We start from the raw sequence: 21,738 nt of genomic DNA, 5'->3' as shown, positions 1-21,738 counted from the left end.
TAAGATTTTTCCATATAAAAAAGTGGTATAACATTTATAAGTGCTATACCACTTTTTAGTAAATCTAAAAGGATTTTATCCTAATCATTAAATAATTATTTTATTGTAAATTAAGTATTTCCATAAACTCATCACCTGTAATAGTTTCTTTTTCTAATAAATATTCAGCAAGTTCATGAAGTTTTTCAATATTATTTTCTAAAATTTCAGTTGCATTTTTGTGGCAAGTTTTTATTATTCTAAATACTTCTTCATCAATTTTAGCAGCAGTGTCTGAAGAACAAGCAAGAGAAGTATCTCCTCCTAGATATTGATTACTCACTGTCTCAAGAGCAACCATATCAAATTCTTCACTCATACCAAGACGAGTAACCATAGCTCTTGCAATTTTGGTAGCTTGCTCTATATCATTTGAAGCACCTGATGTACAACTATTAAAAATAATCTCTTCAGCAGCACGGCCGCCTGTAAAGGTAGTTATCTTATCGATTGCTTCTTCTTTAGACATAAGCACGCTCTCATCTTCTGCAACTTGCATAGTATAACCCAATGCACCTGAAGTTCTAGGTATTATAGTAATCTTATGGACAGGAGCAGAATGTTTTTGCATAGCAGCAACAAGTGCATGACCTATTTCATGGTATGCTATAATTTTCTTTTCCTTGTCTGAAATCACAGCTCCTTTACGCTGATATCCAGCGATTACAGTTTCGACAGATTCATCAAAATCCTGTTGTTCAACTATATCTCTACCAGATTTAACAGCTAAAAGCGCTGCTTCATTAACAATATTTGCAAGTTCTGCACCTGATGCACCTGATGTAGACCTAGCAACTGCATTATAATCTATATCTGAGCTTACATTTACATTTTGAGCATGTACCTTTAATATAGCTTCACGTCCTCCAAGGTCTGGAAGTTCGACTGGTATACGTCTATCAAATCTTCCTGGACGAAGTAATGCTTTATCAAGGCTATCAGGTCTATTTGTAGCGGCAAGTATTACTACACCTATTCCACCATCAAAACCATCCATTTCACTTAATAATTGATTTAAAGTTTGCTCACGTTCATCATTTCCACCTAAACCACTTCCATTATCACGCTTTTTACCAATAGTATCAATCTCATCTATAAAGACTATACATGGAGCTTTTTCTTTTGCTTGTTTAAATAAATCACGTATTCTAGATGCTCCCATTCCTACAAACATCTCAACAAACTCAGAACCAGATATTGAGAAAAATGGAACATTTGCTTCTCCTGCTACAGCTTTTGCAAGGAGCGTTTTTCCTGTTCCTGGAGGTCCTACTAAAAGTGCACCTTTAGGCATCTGTGCTCCTATCTTTTTGTATTTTTCTGGATTGTGTAAGAAATCTACTATTTCACTTAAAGCTTCTTTTGCCTCATCTTGACCAGCAACATCATCAAATCTTTTTCCACTTTGAGCAGATACGTACATTTTGGCATTGCTCTTTCCAAATTGCATACTGTTGCCACCCATTCGCTTTTGCATTGATTTCATCATTAAATTACCAAATAGCATAAGAATACCTATAGGTATTATCCATGTAACTAAAATGCTTAAAAGTGGTGAGTTTTCCTTAGGAATAACCTTATTAAACTCCACTTTTGCATTTTTTAACCTATCTACCAATTCTGGGTCATCCATTCTACCAGTTATGTATATATTCTTATCCTTACTACTAGATGGACTTATTGCTATTCTATTATTTTCTATCTCAACAGATTTGACCTTTCCTGTGTCTAACATTGTAAGAAACTTTCCATAGTCAATCTCAACCATTTTTTTATCCATTAGACTTGGAAATATTAAAGCATTTAAAAACATTACTACTATTATTATAATTGTATAATAATAGAGCCCAGACCTTTTTTGTGGTTTATGTTCATCCATAATTTTATTCTCCTTTAAATTATTTTTTATGTTGTTTGCAATCAATGTAAGTTAAAAGCTTATTTAACTTCTCTAGACCTTCTATTATATCTTCCATATCCTGCAATTTTTCACTAGTCATATTTTCAAAATAATCATCAAAGATACTGCTTGAAATACTCTCTTGTATATCTAATGATTTATTTGTAACTTTTACTTTTACAATTCGCTGGTCTTCCATATCTCTTATACGATTTAAAAAACCATTTTTTTCAAGTCTCTGACATATTACTGATACATTACTGTTTGTCATATTTAAATTTTTTCCTAAATCACTTATTTTTTTCTCTCCATGTTCACATAGTTCTGACAAAATCAAAGCTTGCACTGCTGTAATACCAAGTGGTTGATAAAACTGGCTCAATAAAGTTGCAAATTTGATATTTATATCTCTAGTCAATTCCAATAACTCTTTCTTAAAACTTATCTCATCCATACAAACTCTCCCTACGAAAATGCTTTATTTTACTGATTATTAACCTTAGGTTTAAGTGTATCTCACAAGCAAATACTTAATACTATAATATTTAATGTATTAAATATTATAGTATTAAGTATCTATTGTCAATTACAATATTGTAACTTCAGTTATAAATCTCTTTTCTTATTGTTATTTAATTTGATACAATATATTTTCAATAAAATTTAATGAGAAATCGATTTATATATTTTACACCGATTTCTCACTTTTTAATCTCATTACAACTAATTATCTCAAATATAGTATGACTAAAAATCAAAATATAAATTAATAAATAGTGCAAAAATTTAATTCTTTATTATCATATCATGTACAAAATCAAAACTACCTTTATCAGCACCTAAGGTTGTTTCCATAATATAAACAAAAGCCTCTGTTTTTTGTAACATTTCATCTTTATTCCAATTAAACATCGACTCATCAAATATACACTCAGAAGAAGCAATCAAAAACTCTATTGTTTCTTTTGGATACTTTGTATTGAATACTCCTTCTCTTGCTCCTTGTTCTACTATCTCTGCTAAGATTGGTGTAAAGTTTAGAATAGTTTTAACTATTGTCTTTTGATGCATTTCTGCATTGTTTGGTAAATGAAATTGTTCAATTACTTTTTCTTTACTATTTCCAACACTGGGTCTTTGAGACATCAATATCTGAAAAAATTTTTCAAGTACTGGAATTTCTGGATTTAAAGCAATTTTCTTTGCCATATTTATATCATTATCTATAATTCTAGTTATAATTGCATCCATTACTTCTTCTTTTGATTTAAAGTAGTAATAAAAAGTCCCCTTTGCAATTCCAATTTCATTTAAAATATCATTTATAGTAGTTTTTGAATATCCTTTAGTGCAAAAAAGCATTTCAGCTGTATCTAATATTTCAGCTTTACGTTCTTCAGGGTCTTTTACGATTCTCATATGTTTTCTCCTTTCAACAGACCGTCAGTCGGTTTGGTTTTATTATATAAAACTACTCTTATAATGTCAAATTTTTTTTAAAATAATAAGGTATAAAGAATCATTAAGATTATCTCTATACCTATAGTTTTCTATATCTTATTTAATTAGTTTTTATATAACATCTCAAATTTATTGTAGTAGATAGTTTTTTATCCAATTTCTAAACAATAACTCAGAATGTTTTTTCCATTTGACTGTTGGCTCTTGTGAAGGGTCATTATTCGTATAATAGTTTTGAGGTATAGATATTTCATCGCCCTTATCTATATCTCTCTTATACTCCTTATCAAGTGTGTATTTGTCATATTCACTATGACCCATTACAAATACATCTCTTGAATTTGTAATTATATAAGGACCAGCTTCTTTAGAATGACTTACAATATTCAATTCTTTATTTTTTTTTAAAGCTTCAGTATTTACAGTAGTATGTCTTGAGTGTGGAGCAAAAAATTCTTTTTCAAAACCATCTACTATTTTACTATTTTTATCTACTTTATGCTTAAATACTCCAAAACATTTTTGACTTAGTGGAAGTTTTTTTACATTGTAGTATTTGTAAAGACTTGCTTGAGCCGCCCAACATATATATAATGTAGATTTAGTTTTTCTTTTAGAATAATCCATTATTTCTTCTAGTTCATTCCAATAATCAACTTCTTCAAACTCCATTTGTTCAACTGGAGCTCCTGTTATTATAAAACCATCAAAATGCTCTTCTTTGGCTTCATCAAATGTTTTATAAAAATCCTTAACATATTCATTGCATACTCTTTTGCTTTCTCTTGTTGAGATTTTAATAAATTCTACAGATACATTGAATCCTGTTTTATCTATTCTTCTAAGTAAATCTAATTCTGTATCCATCTTTATAGGCATTAGATTCAATATAGCTATCTTTGTATCTATATTCTCTTCATATTTTAATTCTTTATTAAAATCTTCTTTGTAAACTACATCTATTCCTTCATCCAATAATTTATTAATAACAGGTAATCCCTTTGGTAGTATTAAAGCCATCTCTTCTCACTTCTCTTTCTCTTAGACTATTAGAAATTTAAAGCTTGATTTAAATCAGCTATCAAATCCTCTACATTTTCTATTCCAACGGACAATCTTATTAGTGAAGGTAATACTCCAGACGCAATTAATTGTTCTTCTGTCAATTGTCTATGAGTAGTTGAAGCTGGATGTATAACGCATGTTCTTACATCTGAAACATGTGTAACTAAAGATGCTATCTGTAGTTTTTCAACAAATTTTTTGGCATTTTCTAATCCACCTCTTACTCCAAATGATAAAACTCCACTACATCCTTTTGATAGATACTTTTTGGCATTCTCATAATACTTATTATCTTCAAGTCCTGGATAGTTAATCCAATCTACATTTTCATGTTTTTCTAAAAACTTAGCTATTTTAAGAGCATTTTCACTATGTCTCTCCATTCTAAGGTGAAGTGTTTCAACATTTAAATTAGTAAGATATGCATTAAATGGGCTTAAACAGTTCCCATAATCTCTAAGTAGCTGAACACGTGCCTTAGTTGCATATGCAGCATTTCCAAACTTTTGAGTATAGCTTATTCCATGATATGTTGGGTCTGGTTCCACTAACTCTGGAAATTTTCCATTATCCCAATTAAAGTTTCCACCATCTACTATAATCCCCCCAACACTTGAAGCATGCCCATCTAGATATTTTGTAGTAGAATGAGTAACTATGTTTGCACCATATTTTAGAGGATTACAAAGCACTGGAGATGCTAGTGAATTATCTACTATAAATGGAACATTCACTCTCTTAGCTACATTTGATATTTTTTCAAAATCTATAACTTCAAGAGTTGGGTTTGCAAGTGTTTCTGCAAACACAACTTTGGTACTTTCATTTGCAAGTTTTACTATTTCATCTTCACTTGAATCTAAGTCAAAGGATATTAAATCTATTCCAAATTTTTTAAGACTAGACCCTAATAAATTAAATGTTCCTCCATATACTTTTGAAGAACAAAGTATACTATCTCCTGATTTACATACATTTAAAACAGCTAACATATTTGCAGATTGACCTGATGAAACAGCTACAGAAGATACTCCTCCTTCTAACAAACTTATTTTTTCTTCAAAAGCTTGAACAGTCGGATTGCTTATTCTTGAATACATATGTCCATCAACCTTCAAATCAAATAAGTCAGCAAGTTCATCTATGCTACTATATTTAAAAGTTGTACTTTGATATAAAGGTAATACTCTTGGCTCTCCATTTCCTGGTTTATAATTTCCTTGCACACATATTGTTTCTTTATTATACATTTTTGTATCCCCCTTAGATTTTAGTAAAAATTAAACTATTTACCAGATGAGATTTAAAATAAATAAAGCCTGAGTATATAACTCAGGCTCTGTATAAGCTTAATTATACTCATCTCTCAGCTTTCGCCGCAGGATTTAGCACCAATGTATATAAATATACTGGTTGCCGGGTTTCATAGGGCCAGTCCCTCCACCTCTCTGGATAAGATTTATTTAATTTTTCTATGTTTTATATCTTATATATTTTTCCTAATTTTGTCAACTATTTTTTCGAAATTTTTCTTTTAATAACTTTTCCAACCTCTACTTGAACTACAGACATTGTGGCTAGAATGATTGTTATAAGCCATTCTGAGCCATTTAAAATAGTTAAACTGAACGCATTTCTAAAAACAGGTACAAATAGTATTACTGCTATTAGTAATGCAGAAGTTAAAAATGAAATTAAAAGAAATGGGTTCTTACCATTATTTTTGTTAAACATGGAATCTGTATTTGAACGCTGGCTAAATGCTCTCAACATTTGTGAAAATGCTAATACACAAAATGCCATTGTTTGACCTACAGCATGATTTTCTATATTAAGACCAATTTTATATGCTAAAATAGTCATTATTGCCACAAATATACCTTGAGTAACTACTCTTTGTATAAGATTTTTTTCAAATAAGGTAGCTGATTTCACTGGCTGATGCTTCATTATATTTCTACTTGGTGGGTCAACTCCAAGTGCAAGAGCTGGAAGTGTAGCAGTTGCAAGGTTTACCCACAAAATATGAACTGCAAGAAGTGGAGTATCCCAATTTAATAATATTGCAACAAACAACGTAAGTATCTCTGCTATATTACCAACAAGTAAGAATTGTATAACTTTCTGTATATTTCTATATACACGTCTACCTTCTTTTATTGCATAAGCAATTGTTGTAAAGCTATCATCCATTAAAATCATATCAGAAGAATCTTTTGCAACGTCTGTACCACTTATACCCATAGCTATACCAATATCAGCAGATTTTAAAGCAGGAGAATCATTTACACCATCTCCAGTCATTGCTGGTACTTCTCCAATTCTTTTTAGAGACTGTATAATTCTAAGTTTATCAAATGGGGATACACGAGCAAATACTGTAGCATTTTTAACAGCTTTATCTAGTTCATCATCACTTAAATTATCAAGTTCATCACCAGATATAACAGTATTTCCTTCATTCCATATTCCTAATTCATGAGCTATTGTTGTGGCAGTAACTTTATGGTCACCTGTTATCATTATAGTTCTTATACCTGCTTCTTTACAAGTATTTACTGCATCAATTACCTCAGTTCTTGGAGGGTCAATCATACCAACCATACCTATAAATGTCAAATCATATTCTACGTTTTCATTATCCTCTTTTGGTATAGATGAAATCTCACGCTTCGCAAAACCAAGTACACGCAATGCATCTTTAGACATCGTAAGACATAATTCGTGTATATTCTTTTTATCCAATTCAGTAATATTTCTTTCACCTTTTGATGTTAATATTTTAGTACATAAGTCAAGAATTTCATCTACTGCACCTTTAGTATAAGCAGTAATATTTCCATCTATATTATGAACAGTTGTCATACATTTTCTATCAGAATCAAAAGGCTGTTCAAATACACGTGGATATTCTTCTTCAAGAGCTTCTTGATCTATTCCAAATTTGTTGACCATAAAAATTAATGCACCCTCTGTTGGGTCACCTAATATTTCATCTGTTTTATCTGGATTAATACATGCATCATTACAAAGTGCACTAGCATAAACAATCTCTTTATATACTAGTGGATGTTTTTCAGACGCAGTATCTATTGATGTAACTTTACCAGATTCAAAATCTCCATTTACAGCAATATGTGTAACCGTCATTTTATTTAAGGTTAATGTACCAGTTTTATCACAACATATTACTGTGGCTCCTCCTAGTGTTTCAACAGCAGGTAATTTTCTAATTAAAGCATTTCTTTTAGCCATACGTTGTACGCCTAAAGCCATTACAATAGTAGCTGTTGCAGGTAATCCCTCTGGAATAATTGATATGGCAAGGGAAATTGCAATCATAAACATTGGTAAGAGAGGTCTCTGATAAAATGCACCTATTGCAAATATAATAACGCATACAATAATACCTATGACACTTAAGGTCTTCCCAACAGTATTAAGTTTACGTTTTATAGGAGTATCAAAATCATCTTGTGAATCTAAAAGATGTGCTATGTTACCCACTTCTGTATCCATACCAGTTGCAACTACAACACCTACACCTCTACCATATGTGACGATTGAGGATGTATAAGCCATATTGCTACGGTCTCCTAATACACATTCTTCAGATAAGATTGTATCTGAATCTTTTTCTGATGGAACAGATTCTCCTGTTAATGAAGCTTCTTGAATTTTTAAACTCGATGTTTCTATCAAACGAAGGTCTGCTGGGACCATCGCTCCATCTTCTAAAAAAACAATGTCTCCTACTACAAGATTACTTGCTGGAATAACACTTTCTTCACCCTCACGCATAACACGAGCTATAGGTGAATTCATATTTTTTAATGCTTCTAATGATGATTCTGCTTTTTTCTCTTGAACAATTCCAATAACTGCATTCACTGTTACAATTATTAGTATTACAAAAGCTTCTGTAAATTCTCCAAATATCAAAGACAATATGGCGGCTCCTATTAGTATTAAAACCATAGCATCTGTAATTTGACTCCAAAGCATTTGTAAAGTTGTTCTAGGTGGTTTTTTTCTCAGTTCATTTAAACCATTCTCTTTAATCCGTTTTTCCGCCTCGGTATCGGTGAGCCCCTCTTCTGATGAATCTAGACTTTCTAAAATCTCATGTGTTGCTCTTGAATGCCAAGGCATCTGTTTGTGATTTTCCATTTTGGAAGATCACTCCTTTCTTTTTTTGATTTAAGAATAATTATATTTTAAAATCAAGTTCAATTCAATACACAATAAGTATATTTTACCTAAATTTAACAATAGCACTCAATATTTAAATACATTTACTCTTTTAAAAATACGTATTCACCATTATTAGATAGATTTTCTTGATACTTATATCCTCCTAAATTAAATTTCTTGAGTTCCTCAGTATCTCTTACTCTATTTTTTATAATATATTTTACCATCATTCCTCTAGCTTTCTTTGCTTGTGTAGATTCAACTTTTAATTTGCCATTTTTACTTACTTTAAAAGTACATGTAATATATGTATCACTATCTTTAATAAATTTTTCTATGGATTTACTATATTCGTTTGATGTCAGATTAACAATAGCCCTTTTTTCTTTGATTAATTCTTTATATATGCTATTTCCCCAATATTCATATAAATTCTTAAATTCATGTATCTGTAATTTTGTCTGCATTTCTAATCTATACTCATATATGCTATCATATGGTTTTATAACCCCATACAATCCACTTATGATTCGAATACAACTGTCTGCGAACTCTTCATCTTGCTTTGTAAAACTATTTGCTTCTATGTTTTTATATTGCATTCCATCATAAGTTAAGATTGCAGGACTTCCAAATCTATCAAACTTAATATTCTCAAATCTATTTTTATTTAATATGGCTAATTTTTCATTGATTTTCATCTTATTTTTAAAATCTTCTATGCTAAATGTTTTTATATTTTTCGCTATTTCACTTGCATTATCTATAAAACAAGGCAAACTTAACGCTCTATCAAATGTTTCTATATGCTTCATATTTTTAGCTGGTGATAACATTACAATCATAAATTTCTATTACTCCTGTTTTTCCAAATATTCAAGAATCTCTTGTGCATTTGTATCTGGCTTTGCTTTTTCAAAGACCTTTTTAATAATTCCATTTTCATTTATGACATATGTTGCTCGCACAACTCCCAATGCAGTTTTTCCATACATTTTTTTCTCTTTCCATACATCAAAGGCTTTAATAGCAACTAAATCTGGGTCAGAAAGTAAAATAAATGGAAGTTCATGTTTTTCTGCAAATTTTTGATGTGATTTTATGCTATCCTTACTTATACCAATAACTTGTATGTCATCCTTTTTAAATCATCATACGCGTTTCTAAAAGCACAAGCTTGACGTGTACAACCTGGTGTATTATCTTTAGGATAAAAATATACTACTACTTTTTTTCCTTTAAAATCCGATAGACTTACTTTATTTCCATCCTTATCTTCTAATGTAAATTCTGGTGCTTTTGTTCCTATACTCAACATATATATCTCTCCTTTTGTTTTTATTGATAAATTTATATTATGTATATATTATTACCCTATATATCTGTTCGTAAATAAAATATTTTATTTTTTTATGTATAAAAATTCATCGATATATAATTTTTATATATTGACATGCTAAAAATGAATAAAAATAGTTTAATTATAATATCCAAACTTAAAATCTGTTTAAATAATAAACTAATTAAAATGGACAGTATTTAATATATATTAAATACTGTCCATTTATTGTTATTTTTACAATATTATAATTTATATAAATTTAAATTCTTCAACATCAAACAAACCTAAATCAGTAAGCCTTATTTGCGGAACAACAGGAAGTGCCATAAAAGAAAGTGTAATAAAAGGGTCTACATACTTTGGAACTCCCATATTTCTTGCTATCTCCAACATATTGTCAGTTATTTTTTGTACTTCTTCAGCTTGAAGAGTACTAATTAATCCAGCAACTTGGAGACTTAGATGTTTAATAACTTTTCCATTTGATACAATTACATAACCACCTTGAATCTCTTTTAAATAATTTATTGCAACTATTATGTCATTATCATTATCCCCTGCAACTATTATATTATGAGAATCATGAGCTACTGTGGTGGCTATTGCTCCACTTTTTATTCCAAATCCTTTTAGTGGTGCAATTGATATATTTCCTGTCATCCTATGTCTCTCAATAACACAGAGCTTTGAATACTCTTTATTTGGAACAAAATATCCATCTACATTTGGTATGGATTCATATAATTTATTTGTTAAAATTTGATAAGGTACAATTTCCATTACATAATCTTTTACACCAGATTTTAACTGTATTTTCTCTTTACTAACCTCTTTAAATTTAACTGTATTGAGTAACTCTTTGTCTTTAATCTCATAATTGTAATTAGAGAATATTTCTTTAGTTACTAACTTGCCATCTTTATATACACTCTCCACTTCCATTTTATTTAAATCATTCAACACAACAATATCAGCCTTATAGCCAGCTCCTATTGCTCCAATCTTCTTTAGCCCATATACTTTTGCTGAATTATATGTTGCAATCTTTATAGCTTTGATAGGTTCCATACCTAAATCAATTGCACACTTTATATTCCATCTTATATGGCCTTGTTTTTCTATATCATCTAAATGCTTATCATCTGTGCAAAACATAAATTCCTCAATTGGCAAGTTATGCTTTAACAAGCCATTTACTATAGATTTCAAGTTCTTCGCTGCACTACCTTCTCTTATTAAAATCTTCAAACCTGCTCTCAATTTTTCACATACCTCATCAAAAGTTATGCATTCATGGTCATTTTCTATTCCAGCGCACACGTATGTCTGAAGTGATTTTCCACTTATATTTGGAGCATGTCCATCTACAATTTTGTTTTTAAAAAGTTCTAGTTTATCTAATATTTCCTTTTCAGAATCTATAACATCATTAAAGCACATTACCTCTCCTAATCCTAAAATTCTAGGATTATGTATGTACTTCTCCATGTCTTTTGCACAAAATTTACCAATTCCATTAGTTTCAAATCTTGTCGCAGGTACAGATGAAGGCATCATGATATATACATTAAGTGGTATATCTTTTGTCGATTCTAATAAAAAATCTATCGCATTTGCACCCTTTACATTAACCAATTCATGTGGGTCAGCTATGATAGTTGTCGTACCTGATTTCAATAATTTTTTTGATAATTCAATTGGCATTACCATTGTAGATTCAATATGCATATGTGCATCAATAAAGCCAGGTGATATATACTTACCACTACAATCAATCTCTACATCACCATTGTAATCTCCAATACCAACAATAGTATCTTCCACTATTGCTACATCTCCTACTATTAATTCTTCTGTAAATACATTTATGATTGTTCCATTTTTAAGTACAATGTCAGCTTTATTTCTTCCACTTGCTACATCACACTTTTTCTTTAAAGTACTCATTTTTACAACTCCTCTTATGTTTTTTATATCAATATACTTATCGTATTACATATTATAGTTTGATTTATTAATATATATTATATATGAGTTTTAATAAAAAGTATCACTTGAAATTTGTTCCATTATTCATTTAATTAAACAGAGAGAACATGAGGAATAATATTATCTCTCATGTTCTCATTAATAGCTTACTCGTATTAAATTTTCCTATACGCCTTCTCATTATTAGCCTTACAATACAAATTTACAAACTTGTATTATTCGTTCATATTTATCTATATAGAATCAGCTTTATCCTAAAAATACATAAACTATCATACCTACAAGTATTGCTGGTATAGTGGTAATAATCATGGCCCATAAAGATGATTTTTTATCCATTGCTAAAAGTGGGAAAAGTGCATCTCCATCTTGAGAGATAGAGTTGGCTATCACTGCACCAAGTGGTATAGTTCCCTTCAAATAGAATGACATAAGCACAATTTGTATACCACACCCTGGAATAAGCCCAAGACCTGCACCTATAAATACACTTATTACACCAGTTGATAATACTAGTTTGACTAAGTATTCATCTCCACCTAAAATTAATATTATCAAATCATAAATAAGATATGCAATAAAAATCCATGTAATTACAAATGATATTTCCCCAACAGAATGTATAAGCATTTCTCTTAGAGAAATCTTTTTATTTTCTTCTTCTTTTTGGTTGGAGTTTTTAAATACTTTTTTGAAACACCACATATAAATTATTGAAAATAATATTCCAATAACTGCGATTGCTTCTTCTAAAGAATGTAGCTTCTCAATTATAGGCAGATTAAGCCCAGAGTGAGCAAGTGACATAAATATAAAACCTATTAAGATAATTCCTATATAAATTTTATAACCTTTTCCATGTGTTATTATAAATGCAAGTCTATTTGTGTTTCCATGAGATTTAGCAAGATTGTCCAAAATTATTTCATCATGATTATGTGCTTCTTTAGAACTAGTTTTATTTATACTGTGTTTATCCAATTCTCTTCGTTTTTTTAGCCCTAATTTTTCTTCAAGTTTAAAATAATCTACTAACTGCCCAGTTATTATTCCTGTAATAGTACTAACTATTGTAACAAAAAAATACATCTTAATATTAGCTGAAATAAGTACAAATGCAGCATCTCCCATACTCGCTATCAAACTTGCGATTATTGCACCAAAGCTCAACTTTCCATTTATGTATAATGGCATTATTGCTAAACTTCCTCCACAGCCTGGTATAGCCCCAATTAAAGCACCTATCAAAGGTTGAAGTTTTCTGTTTTTTGATATTATATTAGTAAAATTCCCACTAGTTTTATAATTAATATATCCAAATAACAAAATAAAAAATCCAATCATAGAGCCCACATGTAAAAATGCTTCTTCAGAAGCAGATATTAACATTTCCATTAATTTACCTCCTTACTAATTTCACAATAATTATATTATATTTCATCTGTTATTGATAATCAATATCAATTTATTTTTTATATTCCTAATATTAAAAAGTGCGCATCTTATATTATTAATTTCTCATACATTAAGATACACACTTTTTGATATTAGGCTATCTATTTATCACATGTAGTATGAAATCACATATGATAAATAGATAAGTTCTATGTTATAACAATGTCCATATGCTGTATTATCTACTGAATTTATAAATTTTCAATGAATGTCACAACTTCTTCTATTATCCAATTAGGTGTAGATGCTCCTGCTGTAATACCTAATGTTTTATATTTTTTAAGCATAGCTACATCCAATTCATCTTTAGTTTCTATTGCAAAAGTTGGAACTAAGTCTTCACAAACTTTTACTAATTTTTGAGTATTAGAGCTATGTCTGCCCCCTATAACTACCATACAATCAACTTCTCTAGCTAATTCTTTAGCTGATTCTTGTCTTGTCTTTGTAGCTGAACAAATTGTATCATTAAACACTATTTCTTCCAATTTATCTGATAATTTAGCAATTATACTTGAATATAAATCTGGATTTATTGTAGTCTGTGCCACAAGACAATATTTTTTTGAATTATCCAATTCCATATTTTCCATCTGTTCTACAGTCTTTATTATTATTGCTGAATTTTCACACCATCCATTTATGCCTATGACTTCTGGATGTTTCATATCCCCAATAACTATTATTTCATAACCTTTATTATGGTACTCACTTACTACTGTATGTATTTTCTTTACAAATGGACATGTAGTATCTACTATTTTTAACTTTTTACCTTTAGCCTCTTTATATATCTTCTCAGGGACTCCATGAGACCTTATTATCATATTTTCATAATTTGGTATTATATCAATTTCATCTACAGTCTTAAGACCTTTTTCTTCATATTTTGCTACTGCTTGTTTATTATGAATAAGAGGTCCTAGAGCATATATGCCAGAATTATTTTTTTCTACTTCATCCCATGCCATTTTCATTGCTCTTTTAACTCCAAAACAAAAACCAGCATGTTTTGCTATTTTTACATTCACAAGTTTTCCCCCCTTATTTTGAATATTTAAAGTAATTTTGTTTTATCACTTCTAAAATCTCTTGTGATATTCTTTCATGGTCATCATTACTCAATTTTTCTTTAAAATGTTCTTCAAACGATATCGGTTCTCCAATATATACAATTACTTTACTGAATAGTTTATATTTAGATATTATTGATACTGGAACAACTTTAGACTTACTCTTTATTGTAAATACAGAAAGACCTGCCTTGGCTTTACCAAAAGAATCTCCTTTAATTCTAGTCCCTTCTGGAAATATACCTAATATATAACCATCTCTAATAGACCTTAAAATAGTTTTTATTGTAGATACATCTGGCTTTTCTCTATTTATAGGCATAACATTCAATTTTTTTAATATAAATCCTAATGGCTTAATCTTAAATAATTCTTTTTTTGCAATTGCAGCTATTTCTCTATTTTCTATAGCAGCAGCTAAAAATACAGGGTCAAGATTAGACTTATGATTTGAGGCTACTACTATATTTCCTCTATCTGGGATATTCTCAGCACCTATAACCTCGTACTTAAAAAACAGTTTAGAAAAACCTTTAAAAATAGTTATTGCAAATCTATAAAAATTCACGTTTATCTCCCTTCAATACTACATTATATTTTATTATGATACATTAAACTAAAGATTTATTTTAGAAATAACTTCATCTACAACCTCTTCTATGGTTTTCCCTGTAGTATCTATTTCTAGTGCATCATTAGCTTTCACCAATGGAGCAAATTCTCTATTTGAATCAATTTCATCTCGTTTTATTATATCTTCAATTACTTCTTTTAAAGTAGTATTATATCCCTTATTACAAAGTTCTTTATAACGTCTACTTCCTCTTTCTTCTGGAGTAGCTACTAAAAAGAATTTATAATCTGCATTTGGGAAAACATATGAACCTATATCTCTACCATCCAATATTACTGAACTCTTTGTTCCTATTCTTCGTTGAACTTCAACCATTAACTGTCTTACTTCTTTTATTTTAGCTACAACAGAGACATTCTTACTTACTTCTATTGTTCTTATTTCTTCATTTATAATCTCTTTATCCAAGTATATATTATTATTCTTAAAATCTATATCCGAATTTTTAGCTATCTTAATAACTTCTTTCTCATTATTGACATCAATATTACTTTTTAAACACTTATAAGTAACTGCTCTATACATAGCACCTGTATCTATATAATTTATATCTAACTTTTTTGCTACTATCTTAGCTATTGTACTTTTTCCAGCCCCTGCTGGACCATCTACAGCTATAACTAAATTACCCATATAACACACCTCTATTTATTCATATTTAATTATCAGTAACTACACTTATACACTAATACCCGAAAGATATCCAGTTGAAAAAGCTATTTGTAAATTGTATCCTCCAGTTTCAGCATCTATATCAATTACTTCCCCTGTAAAAAACAAGTTCTTAATTAATTTAGATTCCATAGTGGAAGAGTTAATTTCTTTAACTGAGATTCCACCAGAAGTAACCATCCCCGTGTTTATACCTGTGCTGCCATTACAAGTCAACTTCATATGTTTTATATACTCAATAATTTTAATTTCATCCACTTTAGATAAATCACTTGCTTTCTTATCATTCAAAGATAATAAAGTAAGAATTTCTTTTAAGAAATTTTGAGGCAGTATTTGTTTAAGATTATTTATGATATTTTTATTTGGAAATTCTCTGATTATATTAGAGATTTCATCAGCATTTAAATTTGGTAAGAAATCTATATTTAATTCTACATTTTCTTTATCAATAATCTTATTAATATAAGAGGACATTATAAGCACACAGGGTCCTGTTATTCCAAAATGGGCAAATAACATGTCTCCTGTTTTTGATATTTTCTTTTTCTTAATCTTACAAGATATTTCCACATTCTTCATAGATATTCCTTGTAAATCTTTAATCCATTTTTCTTCTATTGTAAGTGGGACTAAAGCTGGATATAGTCTATTTAATGTATGTCCATGATTTTGAAGAATTTTATACATTGAACCATCTGAACCAGTTTTTGAATAACTCACTCCTCCAGTCGATATAATGACTTTATCTCCTAATATCTTATCTCCATTATCTAAAATGACTCCTTTTATCAGATACTTTGACTTGTCTTTATTAGAATCATTTGTTAAAGTGATGTCTTCAGTTATAATGTCTATAACTTTTTTGTTGTACATTATCTTAACATTGTGATTGATTAAATCTTTATTTAAAACTTCTATTACTTCTATAGATTTGTCATTTTTGGTATATACTTTATGGTCATTTTCTTCTTCAATTTTATATTCTAAATTTCTACTTTCAAAATACGAAATAAGGTCTTTATTTGTAAATGAGTAGAAACTACTGTAGAGAAATTTCTTATTATTAACAACCTTATCAAAAAAATCTTCTATATCTCTATTGTTGGTAAAGTTACATCTCCCTCCACCAGTGGCTCTTAGTTTTCTTCCTAATTCTCCATTTCTCTCAATTAATATCACTTCATTATTATTTTTCGAAGCTGATAGAGCTGCCATCATTCCAGAAGCACCTCCACCAACTACTATAACTTTACTCATAAATTTCTCCTTATAATTAATTCCTACTCTAATGCAGAATTATTTATCTTTACATGATTTTTTATATGGCTTGTGTCATTCATTTTTACTATAACAGGTCCATAATCTTTAAATTCTACTATATTTAAAGCAGTATTATCCTGCTTGATTCTGTATATATTTTCCATACCTGATTCTAAAAATGACAATAACATGACTCTTAATGTAATTGAATGAGTAACAAGAATTATATTTTTATTATCATATTTTTCATTTAATTCTTTTATAAAAGAATCTACTCTGTCTTTTATGAGTTTAAGAGTTTCTCCTTCTGGTATATTTACTAAGTGTGGTTCATTTCTCCATGTTGAATATATATCTGAATAGTCTTTTTGAATCTCTTTTATTAAAAGACCTTCCCAAACTCCAAAACCCATTTCTCTAAGAGCTTCTGTTTTTTGAACTTCAAGGTTAAGTTTATCACCTAAGATTTGAGCTGTCTGCATTGCTCTCCCTAAATCACTACTAAAAATATAATCAATTGAGTATTTGCCAATATCCTCAGAAAGTTCTTTTGCTTGTTCTATACCTTGAGGCGTAAGGTCTGAATTACCATGACCTTGTGTTTTTCCTAAAAGATTCCAATCTGTTTGTCCATGTCTTACTATATAAAAAGTATTTCCCATATGCCCTCCTAATATATGCCTATTTTTATTAAATATAAGTTATTACTTCTCAAAACTTAATTATATCATACAATACTTTACTTTGTTCTATTTTATAATTTAATCTAGTATATTATTTCTAATAAATCTCTTTTATATTTACATAAATTATTGTTCTATAACAGAGTTTTTATGTATCCATAAAAACTAATTTTCACACATTACTTATAAAACTCTTCAAATCTGTATTTCTGAATTGGATTAAAATATTTATCTGTATCTACTTTTGATAAGAACATATCTAATGGTCTTGCAAATATACCTGTATCATCATATAAGGTCTTATATAGAACTAAATCATTTTTATCTTTTTCTTCTTTATGATAAAATTTCCCATCTAAATCTATATATACACACATATCTTCGTCTCTTTCAGTGTGCTTAATAACTACCTTGTATTTATTTCCATTTTTATTTAAATCTTCTTTGCTATATAGTTTACATATATTTTCTATATCCTCATTATTGGTAGCCTTACTAAGACCCATTGTAGCATAGTATTTTCCTTTAAAATGCTTATAGATACAAGGATATTTTAATTTTCTTTTATTAGTATCTAAACCATTTTTTAATTCAACTATTTTATTATAATCTCCCATATCTCTTTCCTTTCTCTCAAAAAGTATTTTTTATTTAAATGACTTACTTGTTTTATATTTTATCATAAATTGAATTTTATTAATAATACAATAAATAAAGAGGCTGTATAAAATACAACCTCTAAAAATTAATCTTCATAATTATATAATTTTTCTAATTTCTTTTTTAACTTCTTTTTTCTTTCTGAACCTAAAATTCTTATAAAATTATTATTTACAAAAATACAATTATTGCTAAGATAAAATTCACACTTGTCTAAATTTACAATGTAACTATTACTGCATTTGAAGAAATTTTCTTCTTTCATTAATTTTTTTATACTAGGAGCATTTTCTCCAACTTCGTAATTACCATTTTCGGTATAAATCTTTGATTCATATTCTTGTTTTTCTATGTACAAAATCTCTTTGATATTAATTGAAAAACGTTTATCTTCGTATTCAACATTAATAAAATTTTCATCTTTCATTGCCATCCCTCCAAGTACTTTATTAATTTAATTTTAGTGTTTTTTATCAATATAATCTATCGGAAATATATGTAAGATTAGCTTATTTAAAATATTTAAAGTATTTCTTTTAAGGTTATGGCCTATGTTTACTTTTTAACATTATTTTTTAAAGTTAAAACAACTTTTTTAAATTATATTTCGACTTATATTTATGTCCGTCTTTAATAAAATAACTTTTCTATAAGTCTATGTAAAATTATACATAAAAAAGTAATTATTAACTTTTTATCTAAATGAAATTTATTAGAATTTATATTTGAATTGGTAACTTAATTTATTTATTAATATATCTATTTACAAGTGAGTTTTTAACTAGAATGAGTGTTGTTAGAAGATAGCAATTAGACATATTTACTATCTTCTTTTTATATCTAATAATTTATATTATTTTTTCTCTTTAATCTTAAGCATTATACGTATTAATACAAATATTGAAATATTAGATAGTATTAATAAGAAGACTATTGCTAAAAAAGCAATTCTTTTCTCTGGAGAAATTTTCACAAGATTGATAATATAATCATAGAGTACAAAAAATAACAATAAGTTCGCTATAATAGGAACACATATGTATATCTCTTTTTTACTAATTTTAAAATTTTTACGAGAAATTTTATAAATATAAAGCAATATAACTAAGATTAACTTTCCTAAGAATATAGCTTCATACCTATATAAATTTCCACTAAGTAAAATATTCATATTATCCAAATTATTTATGGATATTACTAATAGCATACTCAATGCATTTATACCTATCAATACCAACCAATAAAAAAACGAGATTACTAAACATTTATATATATTGACTTTGTAATTAAACTTATAAAAAATAACCATTATAAGTATACATATCCATATTCTACTATCTGCTCCAATATTCATATAGAAAGAAGAAATAATAAGAAAAACGGAAATTAAGAAATATATATTTAGTTTTTTAAAATTAACTTTTGCTTTACTTGTATAATCAAAAACTTTTTTACATGCCCATATTTCTACAATAGAAGAGACAAGTGTTATAAATGTATCTAACATAATAATATCCTCAGTAATAATTAAATTATATTTTTTTATAAAATAATCTAATAAAAAATACATACTAATTATAGCATAAACATATAATTAGATTTGATATAATTATTTAATATTTTTAATAATTTTTTTAAATAAATTATGAAGTATTAACAATCTAGTTAATAAAAATAAATTTAAAATATATAAAAATTATTTTTTATATTTACGTTGTTTATAATAGAAAAATAAATTTATGTTTTAAACAGGTAAAAGCAATCAAGTAGATTTTAATATGATTAAATAAAAATAATAATTTAGACTTAGGAATATTGATATGTTATAAAAATATTTTAAATGTTAAAAATCGATATTTACTAGGATAAGTGGTATCATTTAATTTGATACTCCCTATTCCAATTATTTTAGGTACTTTACTAAAGTGAACCTATTTAATATTACTTTATGAATAGTGAGTAACTGATTAAATAATACCATTTATGGATTTTTTCGGCCATTAATTGATTAAAAACTTAGAACTTTAGCTTATATAATTACTCTTCTTCTAAGTTTTTAAAATGACTTTCAAATAAATCTAATGCATCTTTATCAATAACTTCATCATCATGTAATGCTGAAATCAAGCTCTGTAAAGAATTATCATGTATATTACTTAAAAAATCTTTTGTCTCAATACTTAAATACTCTTTATGACCAACAACTATTGTATAATGAGTATATCTATCTATTTTTTCTGCACTTAAAAAATGCTTTTTAACAAGTCTTGATAAAAGAGTCAATGTAGTTGTTTGTTTCCATCCATATTTTTGTTCCATAGCTTCAATAGTTTCTTTTGATGTCACTGTATCATTTTTTTCCCAAATAAACTTCATAACTTTTAATTCTGCTTGTGGTATTTTTGAAATTGTCATAGCCTAACGCCCCTCTCATACTTTTATTAAATTAATACTATCGCAATATAGTTTTTAAGTCAAAGATTTTGTCGATAATAATATTTTCCAATTTTTACCATAAACCATTTCCTGATACAATTCTATAATAAATTACATAAGAATTGTTTATTCTACATTATGAAATTAAATATAGAAATAATATCTAGACTGTGAAAAAATTTTACATTTAAACTTTTTTAATACATAAATAAAAAATATACTGTTATACTTATTTTCCATCTATAAACAAATTCATAAATTTTAGAATTATCTCAGACATTTCTTTGGGAGTTTGAGTAATTCCATCTTTTAGCCATTCAGATAGTATATTCCAAAATCCTCCAGAACTAAAAAGTATAGCATATGTAACTTCTTCTTTAGTATTAAACTTATTATCATCTCCTTTATAGATTTTATAAATAATTGGAAGAAACTCGTTATACTTTTCTAATAAAAAAAACATTAGATGATTTTTACTTAGTATAGTTAAAAATTCAACATGTTTTTGCCAAAATGAAAAATATATCTCTGTTACATTACTTAATGATAAATCGCTCTCATTCTTAAAGCATTCAATATATTCCTGACATAAAGTTTTGCAATATGTTTCAAGTATATCTTCCTTACTGTTAAAATTTCTATAAAATGTTCTTCGTGATAGTAAAGCATTCTCCGCAATTTCTGTTATAGTTATATTGCTATAGTCTTTTTCTGACATCAAAGATAATAAAGATTCAGTTAGGGATATTCTTGACTGTTCTGCAATGGCTTTTCTTTTATTAACTTGCATTATTAAATTCCTCCATATTGTATTTTAAAAATATAATGAAACACTTACTTCAAATATATTGAAGTATATTACATTGGAGTCT

19 protein-coding genes, 1 pseudogene and 1 riboswitch are annotated in these 21,738 nt (G+C 28.0%); all 20 genes and pseudogenes read right to left on the bottom strand.

What is annotated here, in order from left to right:
- Positions 1 to 100: 100 nt before the first annotated feature.
- Positions 101 to 1,918: an ATP-dependent zinc metalloprotease FtsH gene (gene ftsH / locus ACTG47_RS09730; RefSeq protein ID WP_169466805.1), complete on the bottom strand. Its 1,818-nt coding sequence runs from the start codon at positions 1,916 to 1,918 to the stop codon at positions 101 to 103.
- Positions 1,919 to 1,937: 19 nt separating this feature from the next.
- The gene (locus tag ACTG47_RS09725) at positions 1,938 to 2,393 is read right to left on the bottom strand and encodes a MarR family winged helix-turn-helix transcriptional regulator (protein WP_479927009.1); all 456 of its coding nucleotides are present in this window, start codon (positions 2,391 to 2,393) and stop codon (positions 1,938 to 1,940) included.
- A 332-nt stretch (positions 2,394 to 2,725) separates the two neighbouring features.
- Positions 2,726 to 3,358, bottom strand: coding sequence for a TetR/AcrR family transcriptional regulator (locus ACTG47_RS09720; RefSeq protein WP_479927008.1), 633 nt, complete (start codon positions 3,356 to 3,358; stop codon positions 2,726 to 2,728).
- A 171-nt stretch (positions 3,359 to 3,529) separates the two neighbouring features.
- Entirely contained in the window at positions 3,530 to 4,420 is an 891-nt protein-coding gene (locus ACTG47_RS09715) for a homoserine O-succinyltransferase (protein ID WP_479927007.1), read from the bottom strand.
- A gap of 29 nt (positions 4,421 to 4,449) precedes the next feature.
- Positions 4,450 to 5,715, bottom strand: coding sequence for an O-acetylhomoserine aminocarboxypropyltransferase/cysteine synthase family protein (locus ACTG47_RS09710; RefSeq protein ID WP_479927006.1), 1,266 nt, complete (start codon positions 5,713 to 5,715; stop codon positions 4,450 to 4,452).
- Positions 5,716 to 5,821: 106 nt separating this feature from the next.
- Positions 5,822 to 5,924: riboswitch (SAM riboswitch) on the bottom strand.
- 53 nt (positions 5,925 to 5,977) lie between these two features.
- On the bottom strand, positions 5,978 to 8,635 hold the full coding sequence (locus ACTG47_RS09705; RefSeq protein WP_479927005.1) for a calcium-translocating P-type ATPase, PMCA-type: 2,658 nt from the start codon (positions 8,633 to 8,635) through the stop codon (positions 5,978 to 5,980).
- A gap of 125 nt (positions 8,636 to 8,760) precedes the next feature.
- Positions 8,761 to 9,504: a peroxide stress protein YaaA gene (gene yaaA / locus ACTG47_RS09700; protein WP_479927004.1), complete on the bottom strand. Its 744-nt coding sequence runs from the start codon at positions 9,502 to 9,504 to the stop codon at positions 8,761 to 8,763.
- Between the two features lie 9 nt (positions 9,505 to 9,513).
- Positions 9,514 to 9,977 (bottom strand): annotated as a pseudogene (gene bcp, locus ACTG47_RS09695) (thioredoxin-dependent thiol peroxidase).
- A gap of 273 nt (positions 9,978 to 10,250) precedes the next feature.
- A complete protein-coding gene (ade, locus tag ACTG47_RS09690; RefSeq protein WP_479927003.1) occupies positions 10,251 to 11,948 on the bottom strand; it encodes an adenine deaminase in 1,698 nt (565 codons plus the stop codon).
- A 291-nt stretch (positions 11,949 to 12,239) separates the two neighbouring features.
- Positions 12,240 to 13,385 (bottom strand): putative manganese transporter, encoded by a 1,146-nt coding sequence (locus ACTG47_RS09685; RefSeq protein WP_479927002.1) that lies wholly within the window; start codon positions 13,383 to 13,385, stop codon positions 12,240 to 12,242.
- A 251-nt stretch (positions 13,386 to 13,636) separates the two neighbouring features.
- A complete protein-coding gene (locus ACTG47_RS09680) occupies positions 13,637 to 14,476 on the bottom strand; it encodes a 4-hydroxy-3-methylbut-2-enyl diphosphate reductase (RefSeq protein ID WP_479927001.1) in 840 nt (279 codons plus the stop codon).
- A gap of 13 nt (positions 14,477 to 14,489) precedes the next feature.
- On the bottom strand, positions 14,490 to 15,086 hold the full coding sequence (locus ACTG47_RS09675; protein ID WP_479927000.1) for a lysophospholipid acyltransferase family protein: 597 nt from the start codon (positions 15,084 to 15,086) through the stop codon (positions 14,490 to 14,492).
- A gap of 48 nt (positions 15,087 to 15,134) precedes the next feature.
- Positions 15,135 to 15,785 (bottom strand): (d)CMP kinase, encoded by a 651-nt coding sequence (gene cmk, locus ACTG47_RS09670; protein ID WP_479926999.1) that lies wholly within the window; start codon positions 15,783 to 15,785, stop codon positions 15,135 to 15,137.
- Positions 15,786 to 15,830: 45 nt separating this feature from the next.
- Positions 15,831 to 17,084 carry a BaiN/RdsA family NAD(P)/FAD-dependent oxidoreductase gene (locus ACTG47_RS09665; protein WP_479926998.1) on the bottom strand — a complete coding sequence of 418 codons (1,254 nt, stop codon included), beginning with the start codon at positions 17,082 to 17,084 and terminating at the stop codon, positions 15,831 to 15,833.
- 23 nt (positions 17,085 to 17,107) lie between these two features.
- Positions 17,108 to 17,749 (bottom strand): histidine phosphatase family protein, encoded by a 642-nt coding sequence (locus tag ACTG47_RS09660; RefSeq protein WP_169466777.1) that lies wholly within the window; start codon positions 17,747 to 17,749, stop codon positions 17,108 to 17,110.
- Positions 17,750 to 17,949: 200 nt separating this feature from the next.
- Positions 17,950 to 18,387 (bottom strand): DUF1653 domain-containing protein, encoded by a 438-nt coding sequence (locus ACTG47_RS09655; RefSeq protein ID WP_479926997.1) that lies wholly within the window; start codon positions 18,385 to 18,387, stop codon positions 17,950 to 17,952.
- Between the two features lie 128 nt (positions 18,388 to 18,515).
- Positions 18,516 to 18,857 (bottom strand): LytTR family transcriptional regulator DNA-binding domain-containing protein, encoded by a 342-nt coding sequence (locus ACTG47_RS09650; protein WP_169466772.1) that lies wholly within the window; start codon positions 18,855 to 18,857, stop codon positions 18,516 to 18,518.
- Positions 18,858 to 19,283: 426 nt separating this feature from the next.
- Positions 19,284 to 19,937 carry a histidine kinase gene (locus tag ACTG47_RS09645; RefSeq protein WP_479926996.1) on the bottom strand — a complete coding sequence of 218 codons (654 nt, stop codon included), beginning with the start codon at positions 19,935 to 19,937 and terminating at the stop codon, positions 19,284 to 19,286.
- A 530-nt stretch (positions 19,938 to 20,467) separates the two neighbouring features.
- Positions 20,468 to 20,845, bottom strand: a complete 378-nt coding sequence (locus ACTG47_RS09640; RefSeq protein WP_169466770.1) for a BlaI/MecI/CopY family transcriptional regulator — start codon at positions 20,843 to 20,845, stop codon at positions 20,468 to 20,470.
- Positions 20,846 to 21,095: 250 nt separating this feature from the next.
- On the bottom strand, positions 21,096 to 21,656 hold the full coding sequence (locus ACTG47_RS09635) for a TetR/AcrR family transcriptional regulator (protein ID WP_479926995.1): 561 nt from the start codon (positions 21,654 to 21,656) through the stop codon (positions 21,096 to 21,098).
- Positions 21,657 to 21,738 lie beyond the last annotated feature (82 nt).

This window comes from Clostridioides sp. LIBA-6622 (assembly GCF_056716095.1).
This window is presented reverse-complemented; position numbering and strand designations above follow the sequence as displayed.

What these genes read in the sequence shown, in the direction of transcription:
- ACTG47_RS09665 (WP_479926998.1), bottom strand. Translation starts at nt 17,084, where the DNA reads ATGAGTAAAGTTATAGTAGTTGGTGGAGGTGCTTCTGGAATGATGGCA.
- ACTG47_RS09705 (WP_479927005.1), bottom strand. Translation starts at nt 8,635, where the DNA reads ATGGAAAATCACAAACAGATGCCTTGGCATTCAAGAGCAACACATGAG.
- ACTG47_RS09685 (WP_479927002.1), bottom strand. Translation starts at nt 13,385, where the DNA reads ATGGAAATGTTAATATCTGCTTCTGAAGAAGCATTTTTACATGTGGGC.
- ACTG47_RS09715 (WP_479927007.1), bottom strand. Translation starts at nt 4,420, where the DNA reads ATGGCTTTAATACTACCAAAGGGATTACCTGTTATTAATAAATTATTG.
- yaaA (WP_479927004.1), bottom strand. Translation starts at nt 9,504, where the DNA reads ATGATTGTAATGTTATCACCAGCTAAAAATATGAAGCATATAGAAACA.
- ACTG47_RS09655 (WP_479926997.1), bottom strand. Translation starts at nt 18,387, where the DNA reads ATGGGAGATTATAATAAAATAGTTGAATTAAAAAATGGTTTAGATACT.
- ACTG47_RS09635 (WP_479926995.1), bottom strand. Translation starts at nt 21,656, where the DNA reads ATGCAAGTTAATAAAAGAAAAGCCATTGCAGAACAGTCAAGAATATCC.
- ACTG47_RS09640 (WP_169466770.1), bottom strand. Translation starts at nt 20,845, where the DNA reads ATGACAATTTCAAAAATACCACAAGCAGAATTAAAAGTTATGAAGTTT.
- ACTG47_RS09645 (WP_479926996.1), bottom strand. Translation starts at nt 19,937, where the DNA reads ATGTTAGATACATTTATAACACTTGTCTCTTCTATTGTAGAAATATGG.
- ACTG47_RS09720 (WP_479927008.1), bottom strand. Translation starts at nt 3,358, where the DNA reads ATGAGAATCGTAAAAGACCCTGAAGAACGTAAAGCTGAAATATTAGAT.
- ACTG47_RS09725 (WP_479927009.1), bottom strand. Translation starts at nt 2,393, where the DNA reads ATGGATGAGATAAGTTTTAAGAAAGAGTTATTGGAATTGACTAGAGAT.
- cmk (WP_479926999.1), bottom strand. Translation starts at nt 15,785, where the DNA reads ATGGGTAATTTAGTTATAGCTGTAGATGGTCCAGCAGGGGCTGGAAAA.
- ade (WP_479927003.1), bottom strand. Translation starts at nt 11,948, where the DNA reads ATGAGTACTTTAAAGAAAAAGTGTGATGTAGCAAGTGGAAGAAATAAA.
- ACTG47_RS09650 (WP_169466772.1), bottom strand. Translation starts at nt 18,857, where the DNA reads ATGAAAGATGAAAATTTTATTAATGTTGAATACGAAGATAAACGTTTT.
- ACTG47_RS09660 (WP_169466777.1), bottom strand. Translation starts at nt 17,749, where the DNA reads ATGGGAAATACTTTTTATATAGTAAGACATGGACAAACAGATTGGAAT.
- ACTG47_RS09710 (WP_479927006.1), bottom strand. Translation starts at nt 5,715, where the DNA reads ATGTATAATAAAGAAACAATATGTGTGCAAGGAAATTATAAACCAGGA.
- ftsH (WP_169466805.1), bottom strand. Translation starts at nt 1,918, where the DNA reads ATGGATGAACATAAACCACAAAAAAGGTCTGGGCTCTATTATTATACA.